This window comes from Bacillus stratosphericus, from assembly GCF_020524495.1.
GTDB classification, from domain to species: Bacteria; Bacillota; Bacilli; order Bacillales; family Bacillaceae; genus Bacillus; species Bacillus stratosphericus_B.
Genome location: NZ_JAIVLB010000007.1, coordinates 82939 through 105494, shown reverse-complemented (window position 1 = coordinate 105494; position 22556 = coordinate 82939). Strand labels below are relative to the sequence as shown.

The following is a 22556-nucleotide window of genomic DNA, read 5'->3' as shown; positions in this document are numbered from 1 at the left end:
AATATTGAAGTATACTTTTGTTCACGCCAATCTGTTTTGCAATTCTAAGCAAGCTCTCACGGTCAATGAGGTATCGTTTTACCGCTTTGATTTTATCTTCAATTGTAAATTTAGCCAAAGAAAAGCACCTCCAAATGTTAGACTGTGTCTAATATTTGGGGTGCACTTCACCTCATTTGCCCCATTTTAAAATAGATTTTGGCTCATTTCGCTATTTGATGTGAAATTGTAGAACGGTTGTAAAGACGGGTAAGAAAAGAGATTCATTATACAATCGTGTCATCCAAATGAAATAAAAAGTTATCTTTTTTTATGAGTCGAATGAAGGAACAATGAAAATATTGTAGAAATATTGTAGAGGAATGAGGCTGGAAAAGGGGTGTAAGAGAATGACTGAAACGCTCAATGGCAAGCAAGTAACCGCTGCGGAAGATACCAGAAAACTAGCAAAAGAGAATGAATATTTGCGAACTGAGTTGATGCAGCAGAAAAGGCTTTTAAATAAGACGTTAGATGCCATTTTTATATTTGATCAGCACCTCAACATTATTCAAGCCAATGAAGCGACATGCACGCTTGTACAGACACCGAAAGAAGACCTCCTCAATAAATCCGTTCTAGATTTCCTATACGGCATCCCGAAAAATAAAATTGATTGCTCACTCGAGATTTTTTTCCGAGAAGGAACATTGAAAAGAGAAATCTCCATTCAGCTTGAAAATAGGGAGACAAAATATATTGAATTTGTCGCAGAGCATGACATAGTGAATGAACAATATATTGTGATCATGCGAGATATCTCGTCAAAGAAAATTTTAGAACGAGAACGCTCCATGAATGAGCAGCTGTTCAAAGATTTATTTGACCGAGCAATTGATGGTATGGTCATTTTTGATCAGGATGGCTGCATGATTGACGCAAATCACTCTTTTTGTCAAAGCTTCGAGCTTCAAAAGACAGATTTAACAGATCGTTATTTAAATGAATTTGTTGAAGAAGAAAATCTTCCTGCCTTGCATCACCTTTTAACGTCACTAAAAGAAACGGGGAAAGCAAAGGGGGAGCTTCCCGTGACCCTTCAATCTGGTCAGCACAAATTATTCGAACTGACCATTACATCAAATGTCATGAGCGGTTTTTATATGTCCATCATGCGGGATATTACAGAAAAAAGATTAATGGAAGAGAAGCTGTTAAAAAGTGAAGAACGCTTTAGAGAAATATTTGAAAATGCGATGGATGCCATCATCATATGGGCGGACGATGGGGAGATTGTGAGAGCGAATCAATCAGCCTGCCGAATATTTGAATTACCGATGCATCAGCTGATTGGTAAGAAATTAACGGATTTTCTAGTCAAATCTGATAAGAGATATCGACCAACAATAAGACAATATATGAGAAATCATGAAATAAGAGAAGAACTATTGTTTAGAATGGCAAACGGTCAATTCAAAGAGCTAGAATTTACATCGAAGCATGCGGTATTTGAGGGTCAGCATTTAACCATTTTACGTAATGTTAGTGATAGAAAGCGAATGGAGCAGGAGCTGCGCGAAAGTGAGCTCAAATTCCGTAAAGTATTTAATGGGTCAATGGATGGCATTGTCCTTTTTGATAATCAATACCGCATGATTGATGTCAATCCCTCTGCGAGCGAGCTTCTTGGACTGAAGGATGATCATTTAACTGAAATGAGCCTTTTCCATATTCTTGCGCCATATCAGATCGAAAAATTGGCTCAGCCAGCTCAGACGATGTCATTAGATGAGATGGACAACGAAGTTCCGTTTGTGCTGAACCATCCAGATCAGCGCATACTGGAGTTCTCCTTTAAACGCAACATTATTCATAACATGAATCTGGCGATCTTTAGAGATGTGACAGAGCGGAAAGAATTAGAGGAGCGGGTGAGAAAATCAGATACACTTCATGTGGTCGGAGAGCTTGCTGCTGGAATTGCCCATGAAATTAGAAATCCGATGACGGCATTAAAAGGTTTCATTCAGCTGTTGAAAGGAAATATTGAAGGGGAGTATTCTCTCTATTTCAATGTCATCACATCAGAGCTAAAAAGAATTGAATCCATCATTACAGAATTTTTGATTTTAGCGAAGCCGCAAGCCATTGTGTATGAAGAAAAAAATGTGGTGCAAATTGTGAAAGACACGATGGATCTTTTGCACGCCCAGGCCAATCTTGGCAATGTCCAAATGCACCTGAATGTATTGGATGAGATTCCGCTTATCTACTGTGAACAAAATCAATTAAAGCAGGTCTTTATTAACATTTTAAAAAATGCGATTGAAGTGATGCCGCAGAAAGGAAATGTATACGTGAGTATTCAGCGGAAGGGCGACGAGCATATTGTCATCTCACTGCGTGATGAAGGATGCGGAATGACAGAGGATAAACTAAAGCGTCTCGGCGAACCATTTTATACAACGAAAGAAAGAGGAACTGGACTTGGTTTAATGGTCAGTTATAAAATTATTGAGGAGCATCAAGGAACCATTGAGGTTGAGAGTGAGGAAGGAGTAGGAACAGTTTTCCACCTCACTTTACCACTGAGACAACAAAGACAAGAAGGAGAGCTTTAATGTGTATTATACAGTCTATAGCGCACCAGTCGGGGAAATATACATACTAGAAAAAGACGGTTTCATCGTCGAAGTAATGTTTGATGATGAGCCGTTTATGACAAAAAAGCAGGTAGCCCATCTAAAAAAAGAAGATACGTCTGTATTACGAGAAGCGAAAAAACAGCTTCATGAGTATTTTCACGGTCATCGTAAAGTATTCGATCTTCCTCTCAAGCAATCAGGCTCTTCGTTTCAAGAGCAAGTATGGGAGGCACTTTCTGCTATTCCGTATGGTGAATCAAGAAGCTATGCAGATATTGCAGAAGAGATCGGCAATCCAAAGGCTGTCAGAGCTATAGGACAAGCCAATCGGCGAAATGCATTGCCTATTTTTATTCCGTGTCACCGGGTTATTGGTAAAGACCGGTCATTGACAGGCTATGCAGGAACGAAGACGGATATGAAAGCAGTTCTGCTTGAATTAGAAGGCATCCCTTTTGTTAAAAAATAAATCGATTGACCTGTTCCAAATGTTTGATAAGCGACATATCCTTTTATTAAGCTAAAAAAGTTGGTTGAGGGAAAAAGGAGGGATGCTAGGATGTTTTTGGGAAAAAAAGATAAAATGTATGCCGTGACGTCACTATGTGTCAAAATGAACGTCTTGACGGAGGAACAGAAGAAAGAAATATTAGCTAAAACGATCGAAACAAAAGAGCATGGTGCTCTTAAATGACAAGAACATGGCGCTTTTTTATATTAGAGTGTGATGCTTTCCGTGAAAAGAGCATAGATCTCCTCTGTATAATGCGAAGTGATGATTCCTTTCTTTGTAATCATACATGAAATGAGATGATGAAGAATAACATCAAAGGTCGAAAGCGGTGCTGCCACAAAAAATGGAATTTGCATTTTTATTCGCTGAAACGGTATCTAATGCCCAGGCAAGATTAACGGCTGTTGGACGAGCACGATATAAATATTCCTTTAGTCGAGCTACTACTTTTTTAAAGACATCAATCTCTTCTGTTTTAATCTCTTGGGCACTGAGTGCCAGCCTGAAAGCTTTTGTAATGCCAATAGCAGGTGCTCCGCACACTTTTAATGTCACGATTGCATAATAGACATCTTCTTTTGTATATAAGTGCTCAAACACAGTTTCCAGCCGGTCATATTTGTTGATTCAGAAATTTTAATTCGGTTTTCCCAATCGACGGAACGAAGAACTTCAAATTCTTTAGACAAAACCCGTCACGCCTTTACAGATTGCTGGAATAATGCGACGAGGTCAGACGCAGTTTCCACTGCAAGGTATTGTTTGATGAATGTTTTTCCGAGGGCCAGAGCTCCTTTTTTCTTCTGAAGCCTTCTAGATGTTGATGGAATCGTATCAAGATCAGCCGCATGAGCAAAACCAATTGTTCGTCGAACAAGCTCACAGCCAGCAAAGCCTGTCGCTTCTTTTAAAATACGGTCAAAGGTTGTGTCTAAAAAGCTGTTTGATCCACTGAACGCTTCAATGCTGTCTTCTTTCCAAGCTTTTGTGAACACTTCTTTGAATGTAGCCCATACATTGACAACATGGTTAAAAAGAGGCTGCTGTTCTTGTTCATTCTCACGAGATAAAGCATTCAAGAGTAGATTAGCAATAAAGTGACCGATATCAAATCCAAAAGGGCCATAAAAAGCGAATTCTGGATCAATAATCTTTGTTTCACTTTCACTTGTAAAAATACTGCCTGTATGAAGATCTCCATGAACAAGTGTTTCAGTTGAGGTTAAGAAGATGCGCTTCAGCTCTGCTGCTTTAACTTGCAGTTCAACATCAGCCCACAGCGCTTTCGCATCTTCTCTTAATTCCTCTTCGAAGTCATTTGTTTCGCTATCAAAGAAAGGGTCTGTGAAGACAAGCTTTTCAGTGATGTCACATAAATCAGGATTGGTAAACAGCTTTACGAATTGTTTTTTGATTTTAGGATTCGTAACAAAATCAGATGTGTAAAATAGTGTTTTGCCTAAAAACTCTCCGACATGACGGGATAAATGCGGATAATGTTTTCCGGCAATTAGCCCTTTTCTGACGATTTCTAAGTGTGATAGATCTTCCATTGCTGTCACAGCAAGAGCAGTATCGGAATAATAAACTACTGGCACGAAGTGCGGCGCAAACTCTGACTGCTTGATCAGTGCAGCACTTTCAATTCTTGCACGGTCTAATGTAAGAGGCCAGCTCTCCCCGACAACCTTTGCATAGGGCAAAGCTTGCTTCATAATCAGCCCTTTTTCGTGTTTGTGATCAAAAATATGAAAGACGTAATTTAAATTCCCGTCACCAATTTCGGTACATGTCAAATGACTGCTTTCTTGGATTAATCCAAGTCTAATTGCTAGTGCAACTGCCGAACTCTCTGTTAATTCTTCATATGATGCCGTAAGTGTAACCAATTACTTCCCCTCCAAATCATATAAAAAAGCCTCTTTCTCTTGAGAGAAAGAGGCTTGATGGCGTGTATACTCTAAGCCTCTCTTATCTCTCAGCACATACGACTGATGGAATTAGCACCGTGCCCTATAAGACAATTGTCTTGGCGCTTTACTTGCTGCGCCCCACTTCACAGTGGTATTAACGGTCGGTTGCTGTTGGGGTCAAAAGGCCAAATCCCTCGCCCAACTCTCGATAAGAGAAATCAATTATGTAATTGTTTCATGTCTGCATGTATTTCTTAATTCAAGATATTATCAGAGCTGCTCTTTACATGTCAATCTTTTTTCCGAAATGGCTTTACAATTAATAAAACAATCTATTACAGTGAGTGTATTGTCAAGTAACTTGAATAGAAGGTGAAGAGATGGAATTTCAACAATCAGATGTGTTGAAACATTTACCGAAACAGTTTTTTGCAGCGCTTGTCCAAAAGGTACAGAAAAAAGTGCAGGAAGGGGTAGATGTGATTAATTTAGGCCAGGGAAATCCTGATCAGCCAACCCCGTCACATATTGTGAAAGCCATGCAGGAAGCTGTAGCAAAGCCTGAAAATCATCAATACTCCTCATTCCGTGGAACAGCAAAATTAAAAAAAGCCGCCGCTGTCTTTTATGAAAGAGAATATGGCGTCACGCTTGACCCAATGACGGAGATTGCGATTTTATTTGGCGGGAAAGCGGGACTTGTTGAGCTGCCACAATGCTTACTGAATCCTAATGATACGCTACTTGTTCCGGACCCTGGTTATCCTGATTATTGGTCAGGTGCCGTGCTTGCTGGAGCCAACATGGTCACCATGCCTCTGCTTGAAAAACATCAATTTTTACCTGATTACAATCTATTGTCAGAGGATGATAAGAAAAAGGCAAAATTGATGTACTTAAATTATCCAAACAATCCGACTGGCGCCACTGCAAGTCGTGCATTTTTTGAAGAAACTGTTACTTTTGCGAAAGATTACAGGATGTGTGTTGTTCATGATTTCGCATATGGCGGTATTGGATTTGATGGTGAAAAGCCTATCAGCTTCTTGCAAGTAGAAGGAGCGAAAGAGACAGGAATCGAAATTTATACATTGTCTAAAACATTTAATATGGCAGGCTGGAGAGTAGGTTTTGCTGCAGGTAATCCGTCTGTGATTGAAGCCATTGAGCTTTATCAGGAGCATCTGTTTGTGTCACTTTTTAAAGCGACACAAGATGCAGCAGCAGAAGCACTTTTAGGTGATCAAACGTGCGTAAAGGTGCAAAATGATCGATATGAGAAAAGACGTAATACGTGGATCGCTCTATGCAAGGAGATTGGCTGGGACGTATGTGTACCGAAGGGGTCGTTTTTTGCTTGGTTAAAAGTGCCTGATGGGTATACATCTGAATCTTTTTCTGACTTATTATTAGAGAAAGCGCATGTAGTCGTTGCGCCGGGGAATGGCTTTGGTACACACGGTGAAGGCTACGTCAGAGTAGGCCTTTTAACAAGTGAGGAGCGGTTAAAAGAAGCTGCTGATCGAATCGCTTCATTGCAGTTGTTTGAAAAAAAGTCATTGTCAACGTAAAAAAATGGTGCGATAATTCAGCCAATATTTAAGAAAATTGAATATTCTTATTAAGCATAGGCAGAGGGACTAGCCTAATAAAGCCCGGCAACTGACTTCCATGAAGCATGGTGCTAATTCTTGCAGCAAGCGCTGAGAGATAAGATTCGGATGAATGAGACGAAACCTCTTTAAGGTGCTGACCAAGCACTTAAAGAGGTTTTTTTATTGACATAAGCAGGAAGCAATCGAAAAGGGGATTCCTAGTGAGTGAATTACAGCAACATATGTACAAACACACCGAGCGGATGAACAAATTGACCGAAAAGCGGAGCATATCGCGTTTGGATTAACGATCGGGTGAAAATGGCCTTTATCAATTAGAGGTGAAAATTGCTTGCCCTGAGGCAACTTTTCAGCTGACATACCCGCCGTTTTAACGTCGATTTTTGGAAAACTTTCACTAGATAGAAAAAATAAAGCTTGTCGGTATAGACTTTTCGGCAGATTTAAAAGAAGTCTGACTATTTAAAAAAAACATATGAAGAGAAAGGGTTCGCACGTTATATGCAGTCAATTTAGCTGGTAGAACCTTCGATTTTAAAGGTCGAGCAAGGAAGGCCGATTGGAGCTGATGCGAGAACACATTACTTGAGAACGAACAAGAGGCGGCAGTTTATTTAGAAAAGCAAGGGGTTATTTATGAACATTGGGATATTGAAAAACTACTAAATCAGTTATCATAAAAGTATAATTTAACATAACAGTAAAAATAAGTAATTTTGGCTGTTTTGCAAAAGGAAATTCGAGACATATACAAAGCGCAAGACGTGATCTCTTAATCTGCTTTTTTAGGAAATTAGGTATAAAATGAGAAAGAAAATAGTTGATATTGATCTTTTGCATAGGATAAAATTCTGTTTAATCCAATATGTCAGTCCTGCCTGTTCAAATTTGAAGTTTACCCAGATATGTTTGGGTAAAAGTTCTTTGGCTGTAAAAAATTAAATAAAATAAGCACATTTTATTTAATTTACAAATAAGGTATAATTTTGGTGTCGGAAATTTAGAGAGTAGCAGATGAATTCATTGCGGGAGCTGAGATAATGAATATGTATGTAAGGAAAGAACAGTTGCTAATGTCAATTGATGAGAAGAGAAAACAGATGGTAGAAGCTGCTCAAGTGGAAGGGTATACTGGTGAGACGACAATCAAATACAGTCAAGAACTGGACAATCTGATGAATGAGTACCAGCATCTTCTTTTTCATGAGAAACATTCTGTTACCTCCTTTCATGATCTTGTGTCCCAAATGAGTCTCTTATCTGTGAATCGTCCCTCTTACTGACATGAAAAAACCGGTCTTGCATAAGCAAAACCGGCTGTATGCTTCAGCTAAAAGGATTGAGCGGAAGGGAGAATGATCATAACCGTTGTTCCTTTATTCACTTCGCTATGAATATCGATTGTCCCGCCATACATCGAAATGATTCGCTTACACACGACAAGCCCAAGGCCGGTTCCTTTTTCCTTCGACGTAATAAATGGCTGGAAGATATGCTTTAGCATCTCTTCTGGAATGCCTTCACCCGTATCTTTCACTTTAATGATGACATGTTCTTTCTCAGCTTCAATCACAATCTTCAAATGACCGCCATTTGGCATAGCTTCTAGAGAATTTTTTGCTACATTTAATACGACTTGTTTAATGTGATCCTTCGTGCAATATACACCAACATCTTGAATTGTATTGATTTGCAAATCAACCTCGACATTATAAAGGTTAGCCTCAGAGAAAACGATCGGCATAATTTCACTCACAATTTCTTTCACCGAATTATTCTGCCATTTTTCTGCAGTTGGTTTTCCTAACACAAGAAACTCACTGACTATTTGGTTAATCCGTTTAATTTCTTCCTCTATAACAGAAAAATAGAGCTGATCTTCTTCTGAATGATACTTCTTTTGCAGTAGCTGTATAAATCCGCTGATGCCTGTTAATGGGTTGCGGATTTCGTGCGCCGTACTTGCTGCGAGTGTTCCAATCAATTCAAGCTTTTGCGCTTCATTTTGATGACGCTCCTGCTGGGTTTGCCTTCTTAAAATGATATATTGGACAAGTGTGAATAGAATATTTAATAAAATAAATGCACTGGATAAGGGAAACAACATAACAGACAGCACTTCACTTGTTGTAGCACGCTGAGGATAAACCTCTAGCTTCCAGCTGTTTTCATCTAAATATGTAGACACGGTGCTGCCTTTTTCTGATGCTGGCTGCGGTCCACTTGTAAACACAACATGGCCATTCTGGTTCAGCATCTTAAAATGAAGCTCTGGATTCAATACATTCATAATGTTTTTTAAATAATCAATTTGAATGGCTGCGACTAGCACATTTGTGACTTGTTCGTTTTCATCCAAAACTGGTACACAAATGGAGAGAATCCGCTGTTTTGTAATTCTACTCACATAGTTATCCGTGATCACGGTCTGCTTTGTCACTTGAATGCGCTTAAAATAATCTCTGAAGGATAGATTGATTTTTTCCTTTAACGGTGTGGTGCTTGCTGTTACATTTCCTTTTTTGTCTAGGAGATACAAGCCTGAAAAACGAGGTTCTTGTTTATAAATTTTATCTAGGATGTTCTTTACTTTTTTCGTTTCCAATGGCTGGTCAAATCCCATGGAAAGGGATGATAATCTCGCTTCTGTTTCACTAATTAAATAATTCATTTGGTTTTTGTGAATATTTAACATAATTGTAGCGGTTTGTTTGTTTTTTAAATCAATTTTTTCCGTTTCTTTTTCGTAGATAAAATAACTAATGATTAGGGTTGGAATCATCACCAAAATAAGGTATAGTCTGACCTTCTTCCAAAACCCTTTCAGTATTCTCATCATTCATCGCTCCAACGTTTTACCTAATAGACTTATTATAGCATTGAAACTATCTATATTACGATCACTTGTGTAATTTTTAAAAAATTAGGTGATTCGTTCTGGTCTCATTTTCATGCTAATAAAGAATCAAGATGTTGACATTTTACTTATTCTTTATTAATGTCACATTAGTGGGGTGCATTTTATAAAGGATGATAAAGAATGGAAAATCTTAATGTTGAGAAATCTTTGAAATTATTTATTGTATTATCACGTGCCTATCGTTCAATTAATCATCACATGAACAAACATATAGTTAAGCACGGTCTGAATCCGACTGAATTTGCTGTACTAGAATTGCTATATCATAAAGGTGATCAGCCGCTACAGCATATTGGCGATAAGATTCTACTAGCAAGCGGAAGTATCACATATGTGGTCGATAAATTGGAGAAAAAAGAACTTCTAAGTCGTAAGGATTGTGCGGATGACCGCAGGGTGACATTTGCACATATTACGGAACAAGGACGAGCTTTGCTTGATGACATCTTCCCAGATCATGCGAAAGAAATCCATGAGATGATTAGTGTGCTAAGTGAAGAAGAGCAGGATGCCTGTATTGATATGCTCAAACATGTGGGACTGCGTGCAAAACATTTATATGATCATAAAGAATAAACATATAAAAAAGAAGCCACTGGCTTCCTTTTTTATTTCCCTTTTTTCTCAATTGGTAAAATGAGTACTTCTACGCGTCTGTTTTTACTTCTGCCTTCCGCTGTATTGTTTGAGGTAATCGGCTTAAATTCACCGTACCCTTTTGTACTAAAATTCTCTTGGTCTAGGTTGCTGTTCTCTAGTAGAATATTTAAGAAGTTGACAGCACGAATGGCGCTTAAATACCAGTTGGATTTAAATTCTGAATTTCTGATGGGTACATTATCTGTATGTCCGCTAATGACAATGTCATGTGCGGGGTTAATGACGAGCAGCTTTGAAATTTCTTTTGCTAACGGGACATCTTGTGGACGAATGACCGCTCGGCCAGAATCAAAGAAAATACTGTCTTCAATTGTAATAAGCAAACCTTCATCTGTGAGCTTTGTTTCAAGTTTAGACTCAAGGTTTTTATTTGCAATGAATGAATCCACTTGTTTTTTTACCTTTGTGAGTACCGCGTGATCTCGGGATTTCGCTTTGGCTTCTTCATCTTCCTCTGCTGATTTCTTGATTTGATTACTGTTTTCGGTTTCCTCAGTGCTTTGCATGCTTGATTGATCCATAACACCAGTACCACCAGTAAAGACAACATTAAAAGACTTGGCCATCTGTTCATATTTTGCAGCATCAATGGAACTAGATGCAAAGAGCACAATGAAGAGGGCGAGAAGAAGCGTCAGAAGATCGGCATAAGGGATAAGCCAAGACTCATCTACATGTTCATCGTGATCATGTTTTTTACGTTTCCTAGCCATTCTGTTTTTCTCCTTCTTCAATGACAAAATTTGCACGTTCATTCGCTGGTAAGTACATCGAAAGTTTTTGTTCAATGACTTTTGGAGATTGCCCTTCAAGAACAGAAAGAATGCCTTCAATCATAATAAGACGAAGTTTGACTTCTTCTTTGGATTTACGTTTAAGCTTGTTCGCAAATGGATGCCATAAAACATACCCAGTAAAAATCCCAAGCAGTGTGGCAACGAAGGCAGCACTGATGGCGTGTCCTAGTTGTTCAATATCTCCCATGTTTGCAAGTGCAGCAATCAACCCAACAACTGCGCCAAGTACACCAAGAGTTGGTGCGTATGTTCCTGCTTGTGTAAAGATTAATGCACCTGACTGATGTCTTTCCGACATCGCATCGACTTCTTCTGTTAATACGTCTCGAATAAATTCTGCACTTTGGCCATCAACCGCCATGCTTAAGCCGTTATTTAGGAAATCATCATCTACTTCCTCAAGATTTGCTTCTAATGCTAAAAGACCTTCACGACGAGCAATTTGTGCCCAGTTTGAAAAAAGAGGGATCATTTCTTGAATCGTTGGTAGCTGGCTGTCTTTGAAAATTTTTCCGAACAATTTTGGCGTTTTCTTAATCTCACTAGATGGGAATGCAATGACAACAGCTGCAATGGTCCCGACAATAATTATCAATATAGCCGCCGGGTTGATAAGAGCGGTTAGACTCACACCTTTCAAAACTATACCGACACTCAGTGCAATAAATGCTAAAATAATACCAATTAACGATGTTTTGTCCATTATCTCACCAAATCCTTTAACTATCTTTTTCTATAGTTAATATCGGTGTGTTCTAGAAGGGTTTTAGTCAGAATATAAAATTAAGACAGTTTCTGTGAAGAAATTTTGACGAAACCGCTTTCTATACACCGTAAAAAGAAACCCCTTCTTTAATAGAAGGGAATTTCCAGTTCATTAATTTGAGTCGCTTTTATTTAAAAGTAGTTCTTTTAATTTTTCTTCATACATGATTTTGATAAGGTCATAACTCCAGTTCATCATGTGATCCACCTCCTTTTCTTTTATCGTAAAAGAAAAGAGCCAGGTGAGCGTCAGCTTACAGGTGGAACTTAGCCATCACAATATGATGGAGCTTTTCATCCTCCTTAGGATGTACTTATCCTTTTTTCACAACAATTTCATCATGTTCAACATCAACTGTAAAACCAGAAAGATGTTCTTCTTCAAGCAAGATCTCAGTCATTTGATCCTCGACGTGCTCTTGAATGGTTCTTCGTAATGGACGGGCACCAAATTGAGGATGATATCCAAGCTCTGCTATTTTTGCTTTTGCTTCGTTTGTAACGTGAACGGTTAGATTTTGCTCTTTTAATTGCTCTGATAGCTCATTGAGCAGAAGATCAACAATTTGAACTAAATCGTTTTTGTCTAATGAGACAAAATGAATGATGCTATCAAAACGGTTCAAAAATTCTGGTTTGAAATAGGTGCTGAGTGAATCAATTAGTAATGGTTCCTCAATCGATTCTTTCTGATCAGACTGGAAGCCGACTTTGACTGTTTTATCATTGCTGCCTGCATTACTTGTCATGATGATGACCGTGTCTTTAAAGCTGACGGTTCTACCTTGGCTATCTGTTAATCGGCCATCCTCCATGATTTGCAAGAACATGTGCTGGACATCAGGATGTGCTTTTTCGATTTCATCAAGCAAAATAATGCTATATGGTTTTCTGCGGACCTTTTCAGTGAGCTGACCAGCTTCATCATGCCCAACATAACCAGGAGGGGAACCGATGATTTTGGATACGGAATGTTTCTCCATGTACTCACTCATATCTAAACGTATGATGGCATCTTTTGAACCGAATAATTCTTCAGCTAACGTTTTGGATAATTCGGTTTTCCCGACACCTGTTGGTCCAACGAAGAGGAAGGAGCCAGTCGGTCTATGTTTTGCCTTTAAGCCAGCTCTGCTTCTTTTTACAGCTTTCGCCACTTTTTCAACCGCATGTTCTTGACCAATGACTCGCGCTTTTAGGCGGATGTCAATTTCTTTCAATTTTGTTTGTTCGTCTACTAGCAGTTTGCCGACTGGGATGCCTGTTTGTTCTTCCACAATGGCTTGAATGTCTTCAGTTGTGACGACATGTTCTTTGTGATTTGTTTTATTTTGAAGTCTTGATTCAATCGCTTCTTCTTCATCTCGAAGCTTCGCTGCTTTTTCATATTGTTCTTCTTTTAAAGCAGCTTTTTTTTCTGCGGCGATTTGCGCAAGACGGTTTGTCAGTTCATCTTCACTTGTTACATCAAGGGTGAGGTTCGCTTTTGAACCTGCTTCATCCATTAAATCAATGGCTTTATCCGGTAAATGGCGGTCTTGAATATACTGTGAAGATAACTGAACGCACGCCTTAATGGCTTCGTCAGAATAGGTGACACCATGATAGGCTACATATTTATCTTGAATTCCCTTTAAGATCTCGATTGCTTCGACCTGTGTTGGCTCGTCAACGATAACTGGCTGAAAGCGTCGTTCAAGTGCGGCATCTTTTTCAATTTGGCGATACTCTTTTAACGTGGTCGCACCTACTAGCTGCAGCTCGCCTCGTGCAAGGGCTGGTTTTAAAATGTTTCCAGCATCCATTGATCCTTCGGCAGAACCTGCGCCTACAAGAAGATGAATTTCATCTACAAACAAAATGATGTTTTTACGACTTTGCAATTCTTTGATTACCTGCTTCATTCGTTCCTCAAATTGACCACGTACACCTGTGTTAGCGACAAGTGAGGAAACATCTAATAAATAGATTTGTTTGTTTTTTAATTTATTTGGTACATCGCCATTTGCAATTTTCAGTGCAAGTCCTTCGGCGATTGCTGTTTTACCTACACCTGGTTCACCAATGAGAACAGGGTTATTTTTATTTCTTCTATTTAAAATCTCGATGACTCTTGCGACTTCTTTATCACGGCCAATGACTGGATCAATCAGACCAGCATGTGCGCCATTAGTTAAGTTCCGGCCAAGCTCGTCGAGTAAGCCTTTTTGTTTAGGCTGCTCTTGACTTGAGGCATGTCCTGTTGGTTGAGAGAAGAATGAACTTCCTCCGAACAGGTTAGGTCCCATTTTCATTTTTGACTGCTCCATCAAAGAGGTGTAGCAGTCTTCACATAAAGCCATTTGGCTGCGGGAAGAATTCACTTGCATATTCAGGCGAATAGTTGCTTCATTTACTTGACAATGTTGACAACGCATTTGCCATGACCTCCTTAAAATAAAGTTTGACCTTATTTGACCAATTAATGTTAAATAAAATGGTCTAATGTTTGACCATCTTTGACTATAGTATACTCTGACCTATTTTGACTTTCAACTGTTTTGCTCAAAGCTAGATGAAAAATCCTTTTTTGCATTTAATCATGGTTTGTCCTTCTTTTCAAGGAACTTGTCTCATAGGATATTTAATAGACAATCGAAAGTGATGGGTGCGGAGGGGTCACATGAAACGTTCAAATGAATCCGCTTTTCAGCTTGCCTTTGTATATGTAGGAACAGTGGTCGGAGCTGGGTTTGCGACAGGTAAAGAAATCGTAGAATTTTTTGTTCGTTTTGGCTGGATTGGATTAGTGGGAATCCTGATAAGCGGCGCTATTTTTACTGGCCTTGGCGCAAAAATGATGCTCATTTCTAAACGAATTGAAGCGGAGTCATATCAAGATATGAATCGGTTTTTATTTGGAGCAGCTGCTAGTCAATATATTAATGTAATGATGTTTTTTATTTTACTTGGCGTGACTTCAGTGATGATTTCAGGCGCAGGTGCCATTTTTGAGGAGCAGCTTGGCATATCGAAGGAATATGGTGTTTTGTTAACGATCATTCTGAGCGTCGTTGTGCTGTTTAAAGGATCAAAAGGGTTATTTGGTGTGAACGTACTCGTAGTGCCAATGCTTATTTTCTTTTCATTGATTGTGTTTCTTGATTCATTTATTTTTAGCAGCGGTGAAAGTCACGTCCTTGTGCTGCAAATGGGAGAGGGCGAATGGATTTTGTCTGCTATTTCATATGGTGCCTTTAATTTAGCGCTGTCACAAGCTGTATTAGTACCGGTAGCAAATGAAATGACATCTGAAGCTGTGATTAAAAAGGGAGCATTGCTTGGGGGCACCATGCTCACACTCATTTTGCTTGCTTGCTTTTTATCCCTCTCTTCATTAGATATGCTTGAGGCATATGATATTCCAATGGCCCAAGTGGTGTATCAAGTAGCAAACTCCATTCATCTTATCTATTTATTTGTCATCTTCGGCGAAGTTTTTACATCCGTCATAGGTAATTTATATGGGCTAGAGAGACAAGTGAGGGCGTATATACGAATGAAAAGCATCTATACGATATCCCTTATTCTTGTATGCTGCTATGGGATCAGTAAAATCGGATATGGTACACTGATTTCAACGGTTTACCCCATTTTCGGCTATGTCAGTATCTTTTTTATTCTCTTTCTTTGCCTAAAAAAAGTGCCTACATCGCTTGATAGGTAAAAGAAGGGATAGCCTGAATAAAAAATATATGGTACACTATCCTCTGTGAAAATTGAACAAAAATCCGTGAAGACGGGAGAGGTTCTAGCAAAACCCTCTATAAAAAACTAAGGACTTGCCGTATCCTTGGATGTGGCATTTTTTATTTTTTATGGCTAGGACACCTCATTAACATGTGAAGGTGTCTTTTCTTAATAGGGGTTTTCAGGTGCCTTTCAGATGAAGCTTTATACGGGTTGTACGGATCTGCAAAGGGGGAAACAGGAAATGAAAAATGAAAAAGCAGTCGTTGTCTTTAGCGGCGGACAGGACAGTACGACATGTTTATTATGGGCACTTCAACAGTTTGAAGAGATAGAAACAGTTACCTTTCATTATAACCAGCGCCATCAAGAAGAAATTGATGTAGCCAAAAGAATTGCTGACAAGTTAGGTGTGAAGAATCATCTATTAGATATGTCTCTTTTGAATCAGCTGGCACCAAATGCTTTAACAAGAGATGACATTGACATTGAGGAAAAAGAAGGAGAGCTGCCTTCGACATTTGTTCCAGGCAGAAATTTAGTGTTCTTATCCTTTGCATCTATTCTTGCATATCAAATCGGAGCAAGACATATTATCACAGGTGTTTGTGAGACAGACTTTAGTGGCTACCCAGATTGCCGTGATGAGTTTATGAAGTCTTGCAACGTCACAGTGAATTTGGCGATGGAAAAACCATTTGTTATCCATACACCACTTATGTGGCTGAATAAAGCAGAAACATGGAAACTGGCAGATGAACTTGATGGGCTAGACTTTGTGAAAAATGAAACGTTAACTTGCTATAATGGTATCATTTCGGATGGCTGCGGGGAATGTCCTGCTTGTAGGCTTCGGAAAAACGGTTATGACACTTATATGGAAATGAAGGAGGCGAAATAAATGCTTTCTCAAATCTATCCACAAACGAATCATTCATTTTTATTTGAATTGAACAAAGATATGCATCTGTCTGCAGCACATTTTATCCCAAGAGAGGATGCAGGTGCATGCAGTCGTGTACATGGTCATACGTACACGATCAATATCACGATCGCGGGAGATCAACTAGATGAATCGGGCTTTCTTGTCAATTTCAGTACGCTGAAAAAGCTCATTCATGGGCAGTACGATCACACTTTGCTCAATGACCATGAAGAATTTTCATCAAACGATCCATACGCCATGCCAACCACTGAGGTTGTCGCAAAGACAGTACATGACAAAGTGGCGGCATATTTATCGACTTTAGCGAACAGACCGACCTGTGTACAGGTCTTTGTCAGGGAGACACCAACAAGCTATTGCATTTACCGGCCGAAACGAGTTGAGATCAATGGCTAAAGCGATTCCTGTATTAGAAATCTTTGGTCCGACCATTCAAGGAGAAGGGATGGTCATTGGTCAAAAAACAATGTTTGTCAGAACGGCTGGCTGTGACTACTCTTGCAGCTGGTGTGATTCATCATTTACATGGGATGGGTCAGCCAAGCACGATATTCAGTGGATTCAAGCAGAAGACATTGTAAAAGAGCTGAAAAGAATAGGCGGACAGGCTTTTTCTCATGTCACCATCTCAGGAGGGAATCCTGCGCTTTTAAAACAAATGGAATCACTCATTGATTTGTTACATGAAGAAGGGATCGATACAGCGCTTGAAACACAAGGGACGATGTATCAGGACTGGTTTTTAAAAATAGATGATTTAACCATTTCTCCAAAGCCGCCAAGCTCAAATATGAAAACAGATTTTACGAAACTGACACGTATCATGGATGAATTGAAAAGTGGAAACAGGCTGAAGCATGCAAGCCTGAAGGTCGTGATCTTTGATGATCGTGATTTAGCCTATGCGAAGGATGTTCATGCGAAATACCCAGAGCTTCCTTTTTATTTACAGGTAGGAAATGATGATATGACGACAGTTGACGATGCTTCCTTATTAACGCATTTATTAAAGAAATATGAAGTGCTTGTAGATCAAGTGGCGCAAGATCCAGACTTGAATCGTGTGAGAGTCTTACCACAGCTCCACACGTTATTGTGGGGAAATAAACGAGGCGTATAGAAAGGAATAGGCGATATGACGACAAGAAAACCAGAAGAATTAGAAGGTGTCACTTTACTAGGAAACCAAGGAACGAATTATTTATTTGAATATGCACCACAAGTGCTTGAGACGTTCCCGAATAAACATACAAGTAGAGATTATTTCGTGAAATTCAATTGCCCAGAGTTCACATCTCTTTGTCCGCAAACAGGGCAACCGGATTTTGCGACGATTTATATCAGCTATATTCCCAATGAAATCATGGTCGAAAGTAAATCGTTAAAATTATATTTGTTCAGCTTCCGTAACCATGGTGACTTCCATGAGGATTGTATGAATATTATCATGAACGATCTAATTGAATTGATGGACCCAAGGTATATCGAAGTATGGGGCAAATTCACACCAAGAGGCGGCATTTCAATTGACCCATATACGAACTACGGAAAACCTGGGACAAAGTATGAAGAAATGGCGTCGTATCGTATGATGAATCATGATATGTATCCAGAAACGATTGATAATCGCTAATCATTTAGGAAAAGACATGCCGAGTGATATGAGGCTGAAAACATAAAAAAAGAGAAGAGTCATGTCACTCTTCTCATACCAATAGGAATAGAACTTGCTAGGACGGCTGGGGGCTATCAGCTCGTAAATGTATTATACAATACAGAACGTATGTTTGTAAAGGCGGTCGTGCTTTTTTTCCTTATCACGTTTTCCTTGAGATAAAATAGGAGCAACGAGTGAAAAACGGAGGCGTATGTGTTGTAAACAAAGAAGAGAAAACAGAGAAGTTGCTAATGGATCAATTATATGCTCGACCATCAAAACAAAAGCGGAAATGCAAACCTTTCATACGCAAAAAGACTGATGCTTCATCCAAACGATGTATCAAGACGAAATGAAAAACACTCCATCTTTTTGTACAAAGAAATGGCCTTTTGATTTGTAGAGAAAACGGATAAACAAATCTTTTCAATTGATGGGTTCTTTTCTGCCCAATCTAATAAGGCTGTTAGTAACATTTCCCCTACGCCTAAACCTCTATAGTTCTTATTAACCATCAACTCGAATGAACCTACATGAGAAGTTCGTTTTGTATTTGATGCATTTTCAAACGCTATCCAACCAATTACTTTCCCGTCTTTTTCAGCAACTATGTATGTCTCATTTTTGTTCTCTATTCTTTTCTGTACCCATTCTTGGTGTTCTAAAAGGGTTTTTTTGTTTTCTTCAGGCGATGTAAGTCGATATTTTGATTCAGCAATAACTGATTTCTGTATTTCTAAAGTAGTTACAGCATCTTCTATTTGACCAAGACGCACAATCATTTGATTTGAATTTTTAGAGCTAATACTGCATCTCATCACTTTATTTTAACTAAAAGGTATTTGAAATAGCCTTCACCTTTTTGATAGGATGTGATCAGCTTTGCTTCGTATATCTTTTTATAACGATAGTCTGATTTGAGGATTGCAAATTAATGTACGGAGTCTTTGATGATTTTATAGTTTTTATGATTAACGACTGTTAGTGAATCTAGTTCTAAATCTCTATAGTTGTCCATAATCGTGACATCCACAATGACAGAGTTTTCATTCACTTTTTCAACTACACCTGTTAAACCATTTCTAAATTCGATCACATTTCCAATTTTTGCAATCTTCAACAGATCCCTCTCCTTTAAAAACAGATTTCATTACCTATTAAAAAGTATTTTGCAATATTTTCATGCCAATGTAAAGGATAAAGACGTTTTGTTTCGTTTTCATTATACGCTTTTCATACGAATGGTATATTTATTATTTGATCATGGCAAAAAAGGAGCGGTTTTTTTGACTGAAGAACAAATCACACAATACTTGAATCATGACGGAATGGGACAGAGAAGCAAGTTTAACCATTCAAGAGATGATTTTTTATCTTTTCGTTCTTTCTGTTTTGGTAAAGCAAGATGATTTTAAACAATTTCGCAGAATGGCCAAACATGGTGGAGATGTTATTTTTGAATATCTTAAAGAAGCAAGAAGCTTTTTTGTCACGCTTCAAACCAGCCTGATACATATGAAAAGAAAATGTAATAACCCATAATCAGGATCATAAGGATGATTATAGGCTGAAAAGAGGCCTTTTTAAGCGCTAACATTTCCAGTTCGTGTGTATTACAACTAGGACATGCCAGTTAATGACGGAATTTGGACAGGCATGCAAATCTTTGTGCGTGAAAATAAAAGAAGCTCTTGTTAGAGTGGACAAGTATCTTACGTCCTACTTTGATGAAAGGAGGAATTAAGCAATTGATTAAAATTCATACAGCTCTTTTTGTCATCCTGATACTAGTCTCAGCGATGAAAATGGACAATAACAATATACAAAATCAGCAAGGCACATTAAGTCAGAAACTTGCACAAGCATCTGTTAAGCATCAGCTTTCATATATAGATCAAGATGATCATTACACGGACATCCCAGCATTTTCAGAGGAGAAGCATCAGCCGAAAGTCAAAATGCTAAGTACGCTAACGGAAGAAAAGGCTTTAAAACCGAAGCAAAAGAAAAAAGTAATGTCTGAAACGACGAAAGAGGTAAGCTCAAAAAATAAAACGCGTTATACGAATGAAGAGATGGACTTGCTTTCTAGATTGGTACATGCTGAAGCAAAAGGTGAATCGTACGAAGGAAAAAAAGCTGTGGCGAGCGTTGTCTTAAACCGGGTAGAACATGGCTCTTTTCCTGACAGTGTCAGAGGGGTTATTTATCAGCGAAATGCTTTCCAACCAGTTTCCAATGGAAGTATCAATGATAAGGCAGATCAAGATTCGATTAAGGCTGTGAAGCAGGTTGTGAAAGTAGATGATAGAACGACAAAGGCCATTTATTTTTACAATCCGAAAATTGCCACAGATAATTGGATTCGTTCTTGTAAAATTGTAGAGCGCATCGGCCGTCACGTATTTGCAGTGTAAAGAAAAGCAACGATCAACAGGTCGTTGCTTTTTTGTCTTCAATTATCAAAATATTTTCAGTACTTGTCTCATAGACTGGGAAAAGAATTTGCTTTTAGACAAGGGGAGGCTACATGAATCGATTTGTAAAAGGGGTCATTCTGCTATCTGTCGCAGCTTTCATAGCGGAGTGTATAGAGTTTTTAGTCAATATGATTTTAGCGAGAGAGCTTGGAGAACATGGAATGGGTCTTTATATGAGTATCCTTCCAATTATCATGCTTGTGCTTGTGATCGCTAGTTTAGAGCTGCCAGTCTCCATTTCTAAATTCATTGCAGAATCGCATGAGCGTCTTCATAAAAGTATGCTGCGTCATGCATTTAAAATGACGCTTGTGGTGACTTGCACAACTACAGGGATAGCAGCGGTTGTATTGCCGTTCATTCCAGTGTTTCAGTCGTATCATCCACTGATGAAAGGGTTGGTGCTGTCACTCATTCCTATTATCGCGTTTACTTCTATCGCACGTGGTTATTTTATGGGGAAGCAGGAAATGGGCAGAATCGCCCTAGCGAATATGTTAAAAAAAACAATCCAGCTCATCTGCTTGTTTTTGTTTTTTCATTGGTATTCCTTTGATATCGAAACAGCGGTACTTATCGCTATTGGAGTCATAGTTGCGAGTGATCTTGTTGTCTTTATCTATTTATACTCCCAATACGTTATGGCGAAAAATGCTGTAAACGTGAGATCTGTTGAATTAAGAGGGATAGATGTAAGAAAGCGCTTGTTGGCGGTCTCCATTCCAACAACTGGGATGCGCATTTTTCATGCCATCGCCAATGCCGTTGAACCCTTTTTAATCAAGGGATCCCTCGTTGCAGCTGGCATATCGGGAACATTAGCTGTTGATCACTACGGAATGCTTGCTGGTGTAGCGATGTCGATCGGTTTTTTCCCGGCATTTATCGCTCATTCGATCATGATTGTGATGATTCCAAATGTATCTGAAGCCTATGCTTTAGGGCAGTATCATCTTGTGAAAAAACGTGTAAAGCAGGCGATTTTGATTACATTTGGATATGGGGTGCCTGCCGTGATGGTGATGTATTATTTGGCTAATCCGCTCACGCAGCTCTTTTTTGATTCATCGCAAGCCGCTGTCTATTTACAGCTGCTCTGGCCATACTTTTTATGCCACCTGTTTGTAATGCCATTTCAAGCGTGTTTAATCGGTATGGGGCTGATTAAAGATGTGTTCCTACATAATATATGGGTGCATGTGGTCACGTTTTCTATGGTGTATTTCCTCGGATCAATGGAAGCTCTGAATATGATGGGGGTCATATTAGGGATGAACACGGGCATGCTGCTATTGACTGCTCTGCATTATGCAACGATTTGTAAGGAGCTCGGCGTTTCGATGTTTCTCACAATGAAAAAAGGTTGAATGTCATCTTCAACTAGAGGGCAAGCTATTAGAAAACTGGGAAGGAAGATCCTGATGAATCGTAAATATCTGCTCGCCAGTCTTCTGATCATGACTATTCTTTCATTTTTGATGAATACAGAGGTAAAAGCGAAACAGCCTGTTATGGCACCGAGGATAGAGGTTCCTACATTAACTGGCGAAACGCAATTCATACCGCCGAAAGGGAAACGAGCGATCCTTCATTTTTGGACAACATGGTGCCCGTCCTGCAAAATGGAGCTCCCAGCCTTTGAGCAGATCGTCAAAGAAAATCAGAGTGATGTTGACATACTGACTGTTAATTTACTAGGTGCTGAACAAAGTAAAAACGCTGTCGCCCAATTTGTAAAAGACAAAAAGTTTACATTCCCGATCGTTTTAGATGAACGCGGAGAGTTGATGAAAAAATACCAAATCATCACCATCCCAACGACCTTCTTCATTAATGAAAAAGGAGAAGTGGTAAAAAACCATGTAGGCCCAATGACGAAAAAACAAATCAAAGAATGGACGAATTCGTAAAATACATCCTTTCTGTAAAGAACCA

22 protein-coding genes, 2 pseudogenes and 3 riboswitches are annotated in these 22556 nt (G+C 39.0%); of the genes and pseudogenes, 16 read left to right on the top strand and 8 right to left on the bottom strand.

Annotation, left to right across the window (positions count from 1 at the left end; translation table 11 throughout):
- Window positions 1-389 precede the first annotated feature (389 nt).
- The 3 genes from LC033_RS04500 (at window position 390) to LC033_RS16790 (ending at window position 3318) form a co-directional block, all read left to right on the top strand.
- On the top strand, window positions 390-2600 hold the full coding sequence (locus LC033_RS04500) for a PAS domain-containing sensor histidine kinase (protein WP_226567063.1): 2211 nt from the start codon (window positions 390-392) through the stop codon (window positions 2598-2600).
- Window position 2601: 1 nt separating this feature from the next.
- Window positions 2602-3093 carry a methylated-DNA--[protein]-cysteine S-methyltransferase gene (locus tag LC033_RS04495; protein WP_226567062.1) on the top strand — a complete coding sequence of 164 codons (492 nt, stop codon included), beginning with the start codon at window positions 2602-2604 and terminating at the stop codon, window positions 3091-3093.
- Window positions 3094-3183: 90 nt separating this feature from the next.
- Complete coding sequence (locus LC033_RS16790; RefSeq protein ID WP_264188634.1) at window positions 3184-3318, top strand: hypothetical protein; 135 nt, start codon at window positions 3184-3186, stop codon at window positions 3316-3318.
- A gap of 132 nt (window positions 3319-3450) precedes the next feature.
- Here LC033_RS16790 and LC033_RS04490 read toward each other — a convergent pair whose 3' ends face one another.
- On the bottom strand, window positions 3451-3738 hold the full coding sequence (locus LC033_RS04490; RefSeq protein WP_226567061.1) for a translation initiation factor eIF-2B alpha/beta/delta subunit family protein: 288 nt from the start codon (window positions 3736-3738) through the stop codon (window positions 3451-3453).
- 95 nt (window positions 3739-3833) lie between these two features.
- Window positions 3834-5027 (bottom strand): S-methyl-5-thioribose kinase, encoded by a 1194-nt coding sequence (mtnK, locus tag LC033_RS04485; protein ID WP_226567060.1) that lies wholly within the window; start codon window positions 5025-5027, stop codon window positions 3834-3836.
- An 80-nt stretch (window positions 5028-5107) separates the two neighbouring features.
- Window positions 5108-5265, bottom strand: a riboswitch (SAM riboswitch).
- Between the two features lie 166 nt (window positions 5266-5431).
- Here mtnK and LC033_RS04480 point away from each other — a divergent pair.
- From LC033_RS04480 to LC033_RS04475, 3 genes and pseudogenes are all read left to right on the top strand, one after another.
- Window positions 5432-6622, top strand: coding sequence for a pyridoxal phosphate-dependent aminotransferase (locus LC033_RS04480; protein ID WP_226567059.1), 1191 nt, complete (start codon window positions 5432-5434; stop codon window positions 6620-6622).
- A 44-nt stretch (window positions 6623-6666) separates the two neighbouring features.
- A riboswitch (SAM riboswitch) is annotated at window positions 6667-6768 on the top strand.
- Window positions 6769-6875: 107 nt separating this feature from the next.
- A pseudogene (mtnW, locus tag LC033_RS17180) lies at window positions 6876-7124 on the top strand (2,3-diketo-5-methylthiopentyl-1-phosphate enolase); the annotation flags it as partial.
- Window positions 7125-7707: 583 nt separating this feature from the next.
- Entirely contained in the window at window positions 7708-7950 is a 243-nt protein-coding gene (locus LC033_RS04475) for an aspartyl-phosphate phosphatase Spo0E family protein (protein WP_226567058.1), read from the top strand.
- A 47-nt stretch (window positions 7951-7997) separates the two neighbouring features.
- Here LC033_RS04475 and kinD read toward each other — a convergent pair whose 3' ends face one another.
- Window positions 7998-9503, bottom strand: coding sequence for a sporulation kinase KinD (gene kinD, locus LC033_RS04470; RefSeq protein WP_281430307.1), 1506 nt, complete (start codon window positions 9501-9503; stop codon window positions 7998-8000).
- A gap of 204 nt (window positions 9504-9707) precedes the next feature.
- Here kinD and mhqR point away from each other — a divergent pair, with 204 nt between their 5' ends.
- Window positions 9708-10163, top strand: coding sequence for a MarR family transcriptional regulator MhqR (mhqR, locus tag LC033_RS04465; protein ID WP_226567056.1), 456 nt, complete (start codon window positions 9708-9710; stop codon window positions 10161-10163).
- A gap of 32 nt (window positions 10164-10195) precedes the next feature.
- On the opposite strand, the gene motB is transcribed toward mhqR, so the two are convergent.
- The 3 genes from motB to LC033_RS04450 all read right to left on the bottom strand — a co-directional run bounded on the left by motB (window position 10196) and on the right by LC033_RS04450 (window position 14226).
- Window positions 10196-10960, bottom strand: coding sequence for a flagellar motor protein MotB (gene motB, locus LC033_RS04460; RefSeq protein WP_226567055.1), 765 nt, complete (start codon window positions 10958-10960; stop codon window positions 10196-10198).
- On the bottom strand, window positions 10953-11747 hold the full coding sequence (gene motA, locus LC033_RS04455) for a flagellar motor stator protein MotA (RefSeq protein ID WP_226567054.1): 795 nt from the start codon (window positions 11745-11747) through the stop codon (window positions 10953-10955). Before motA ends, motB begins: the two co-directional genes overlap by 8 nt.
- 376 nt (window positions 11748-12123) lie before the next feature.
- Window positions 12124-14226 carry an ATP-dependent Clp protease ATP-binding subunit gene (locus tag LC033_RS04450; RefSeq protein WP_226567053.1) on the bottom strand — a complete coding sequence of 701 codons (2103 nt, stop codon included), beginning with the start codon at window positions 14224-14226 and terminating at the stop codon, window positions 12124-12126.
- 245 nt (window positions 14227-14471) lie between these two features.
- Here LC033_RS04450 and LC033_RS04445 point away from each other — a divergent pair, with 245 nt between their 5' ends.
- From LC033_RS04445 to queF, 5 genes are all read left to right on the top strand, one after another.
- Complete coding sequence (locus LC033_RS04445; protein WP_226567052.1) at window positions 14472-15515, top strand: YkvI family membrane protein; 1044 nt, start codon at window positions 14472-14474, stop codon at window positions 15513-15515.
- Between the two features lie 72 nt (window positions 15516-15587).
- Window positions 15588-15632: riboswitch (PreQ1 riboswitch) on the top strand.
- Window positions 15633-15782: 150 nt separating this feature from the next.
- Window positions 15783-16439: a 7-cyano-7-deazaguanine synthase QueC gene (gene queC / locus LC033_RS04440; protein ID WP_226567051.1), complete on the top strand. Its 657-nt coding sequence runs from the start codon at window positions 15783-15785 to the stop codon at window positions 16437-16439.
- Window positions 16440-16880, top strand: coding sequence for a 6-carboxytetrahydropterin synthase QueD (gene queD, locus LC033_RS04435; protein ID WP_226567050.1), 441 nt, complete (start codon window positions 16440-16442; stop codon window positions 16878-16880). It abuts the gene before it with no gap.
- A complete protein-coding gene (queE, locus tag LC033_RS04430) occupies window positions 16873-17604 on the top strand; it encodes a 7-carboxy-7-deazaguanine synthase QueE (RefSeq protein ID WP_226567049.1) in 732 nt (243 codons plus the stop codon). Before queD ends, queE begins: the two co-directional genes overlap by 8 nt.
- Window positions 17605-17619: 15 nt before the next feature.
- The gene (gene queF / locus LC033_RS04425) at window positions 17620-18117 is read left to right on the top strand and encodes a preQ(1) synthase (protein WP_226567048.1); all 498 of its coding nucleotides are present in this window, start codon (window positions 17620-17622) and stop codon (window positions 18115-18117) included.
- Between the two features lie 350 nt (window positions 18118-18467).
- Here queF and LC033_RS04420 read toward each other — a convergent pair whose 3' ends face one another.
- A complete protein-coding gene (locus LC033_RS04420; RefSeq protein ID WP_226567047.1) occupies window positions 18468-18923 on the bottom strand; it encodes a GNAT family N-acetyltransferase in 456 nt (151 codons plus the stop codon).
- A 149-nt stretch (window positions 18924-19072) separates the two neighbouring features.
- The gene (locus LC033_RS04415; RefSeq protein WP_003211747.1) at window positions 19073-19261 is read right to left on the bottom strand and encodes a YkvS family protein; all 189 of its coding nucleotides are present in this window, start codon (window positions 19259-19261) and stop codon (window positions 19073-19075) included.
- A 208-nt stretch (window positions 19262-19469) separates the two neighbouring features.
- Between LC033_RS04415 and ykzS the strand changes: the two are divergent.
- The 4 genes and pseudogenes from ykzS to stoA form a co-directional block, all read left to right on the top strand.
- Window positions 19470-19623: pseudogene (gene ykzS / locus LC033_RS17575) on the top strand (protein YkzS); the annotation flags it as partial.
- A 266-nt stretch (window positions 19624-19889) separates the two neighbouring features.
- Entirely contained in the window at window positions 19890-20558 is a 669-nt protein-coding gene (locus LC033_RS04410) for a cell wall hydrolase (RefSeq protein ID WP_226567046.1), read from the top strand.
- A 113-nt stretch (window positions 20559-20671) separates the two neighbouring features.
- Window positions 20672-21988, top strand: coding sequence for a polysaccharide biosynthesis protein (locus LC033_RS04405; protein WP_226567045.1), 1317 nt, complete (start codon window positions 20672-20674; stop codon window positions 21986-21988).
- A gap of 54 nt (window positions 21989-22042) precedes the next feature.
- Window positions 22043-22531 carry an endospore biogenesis thiol-disulfide oxidoreductase StoA gene (gene stoA, locus LC033_RS04400; protein WP_226567044.1) on the top strand — a complete coding sequence of 163 codons (489 nt, stop codon included), beginning with the start codon at window positions 22043-22045 and terminating at the stop codon, window positions 22529-22531.
- The last annotated feature ends 25 nt before the right edge of the window (window positions 22532-22556 follow it).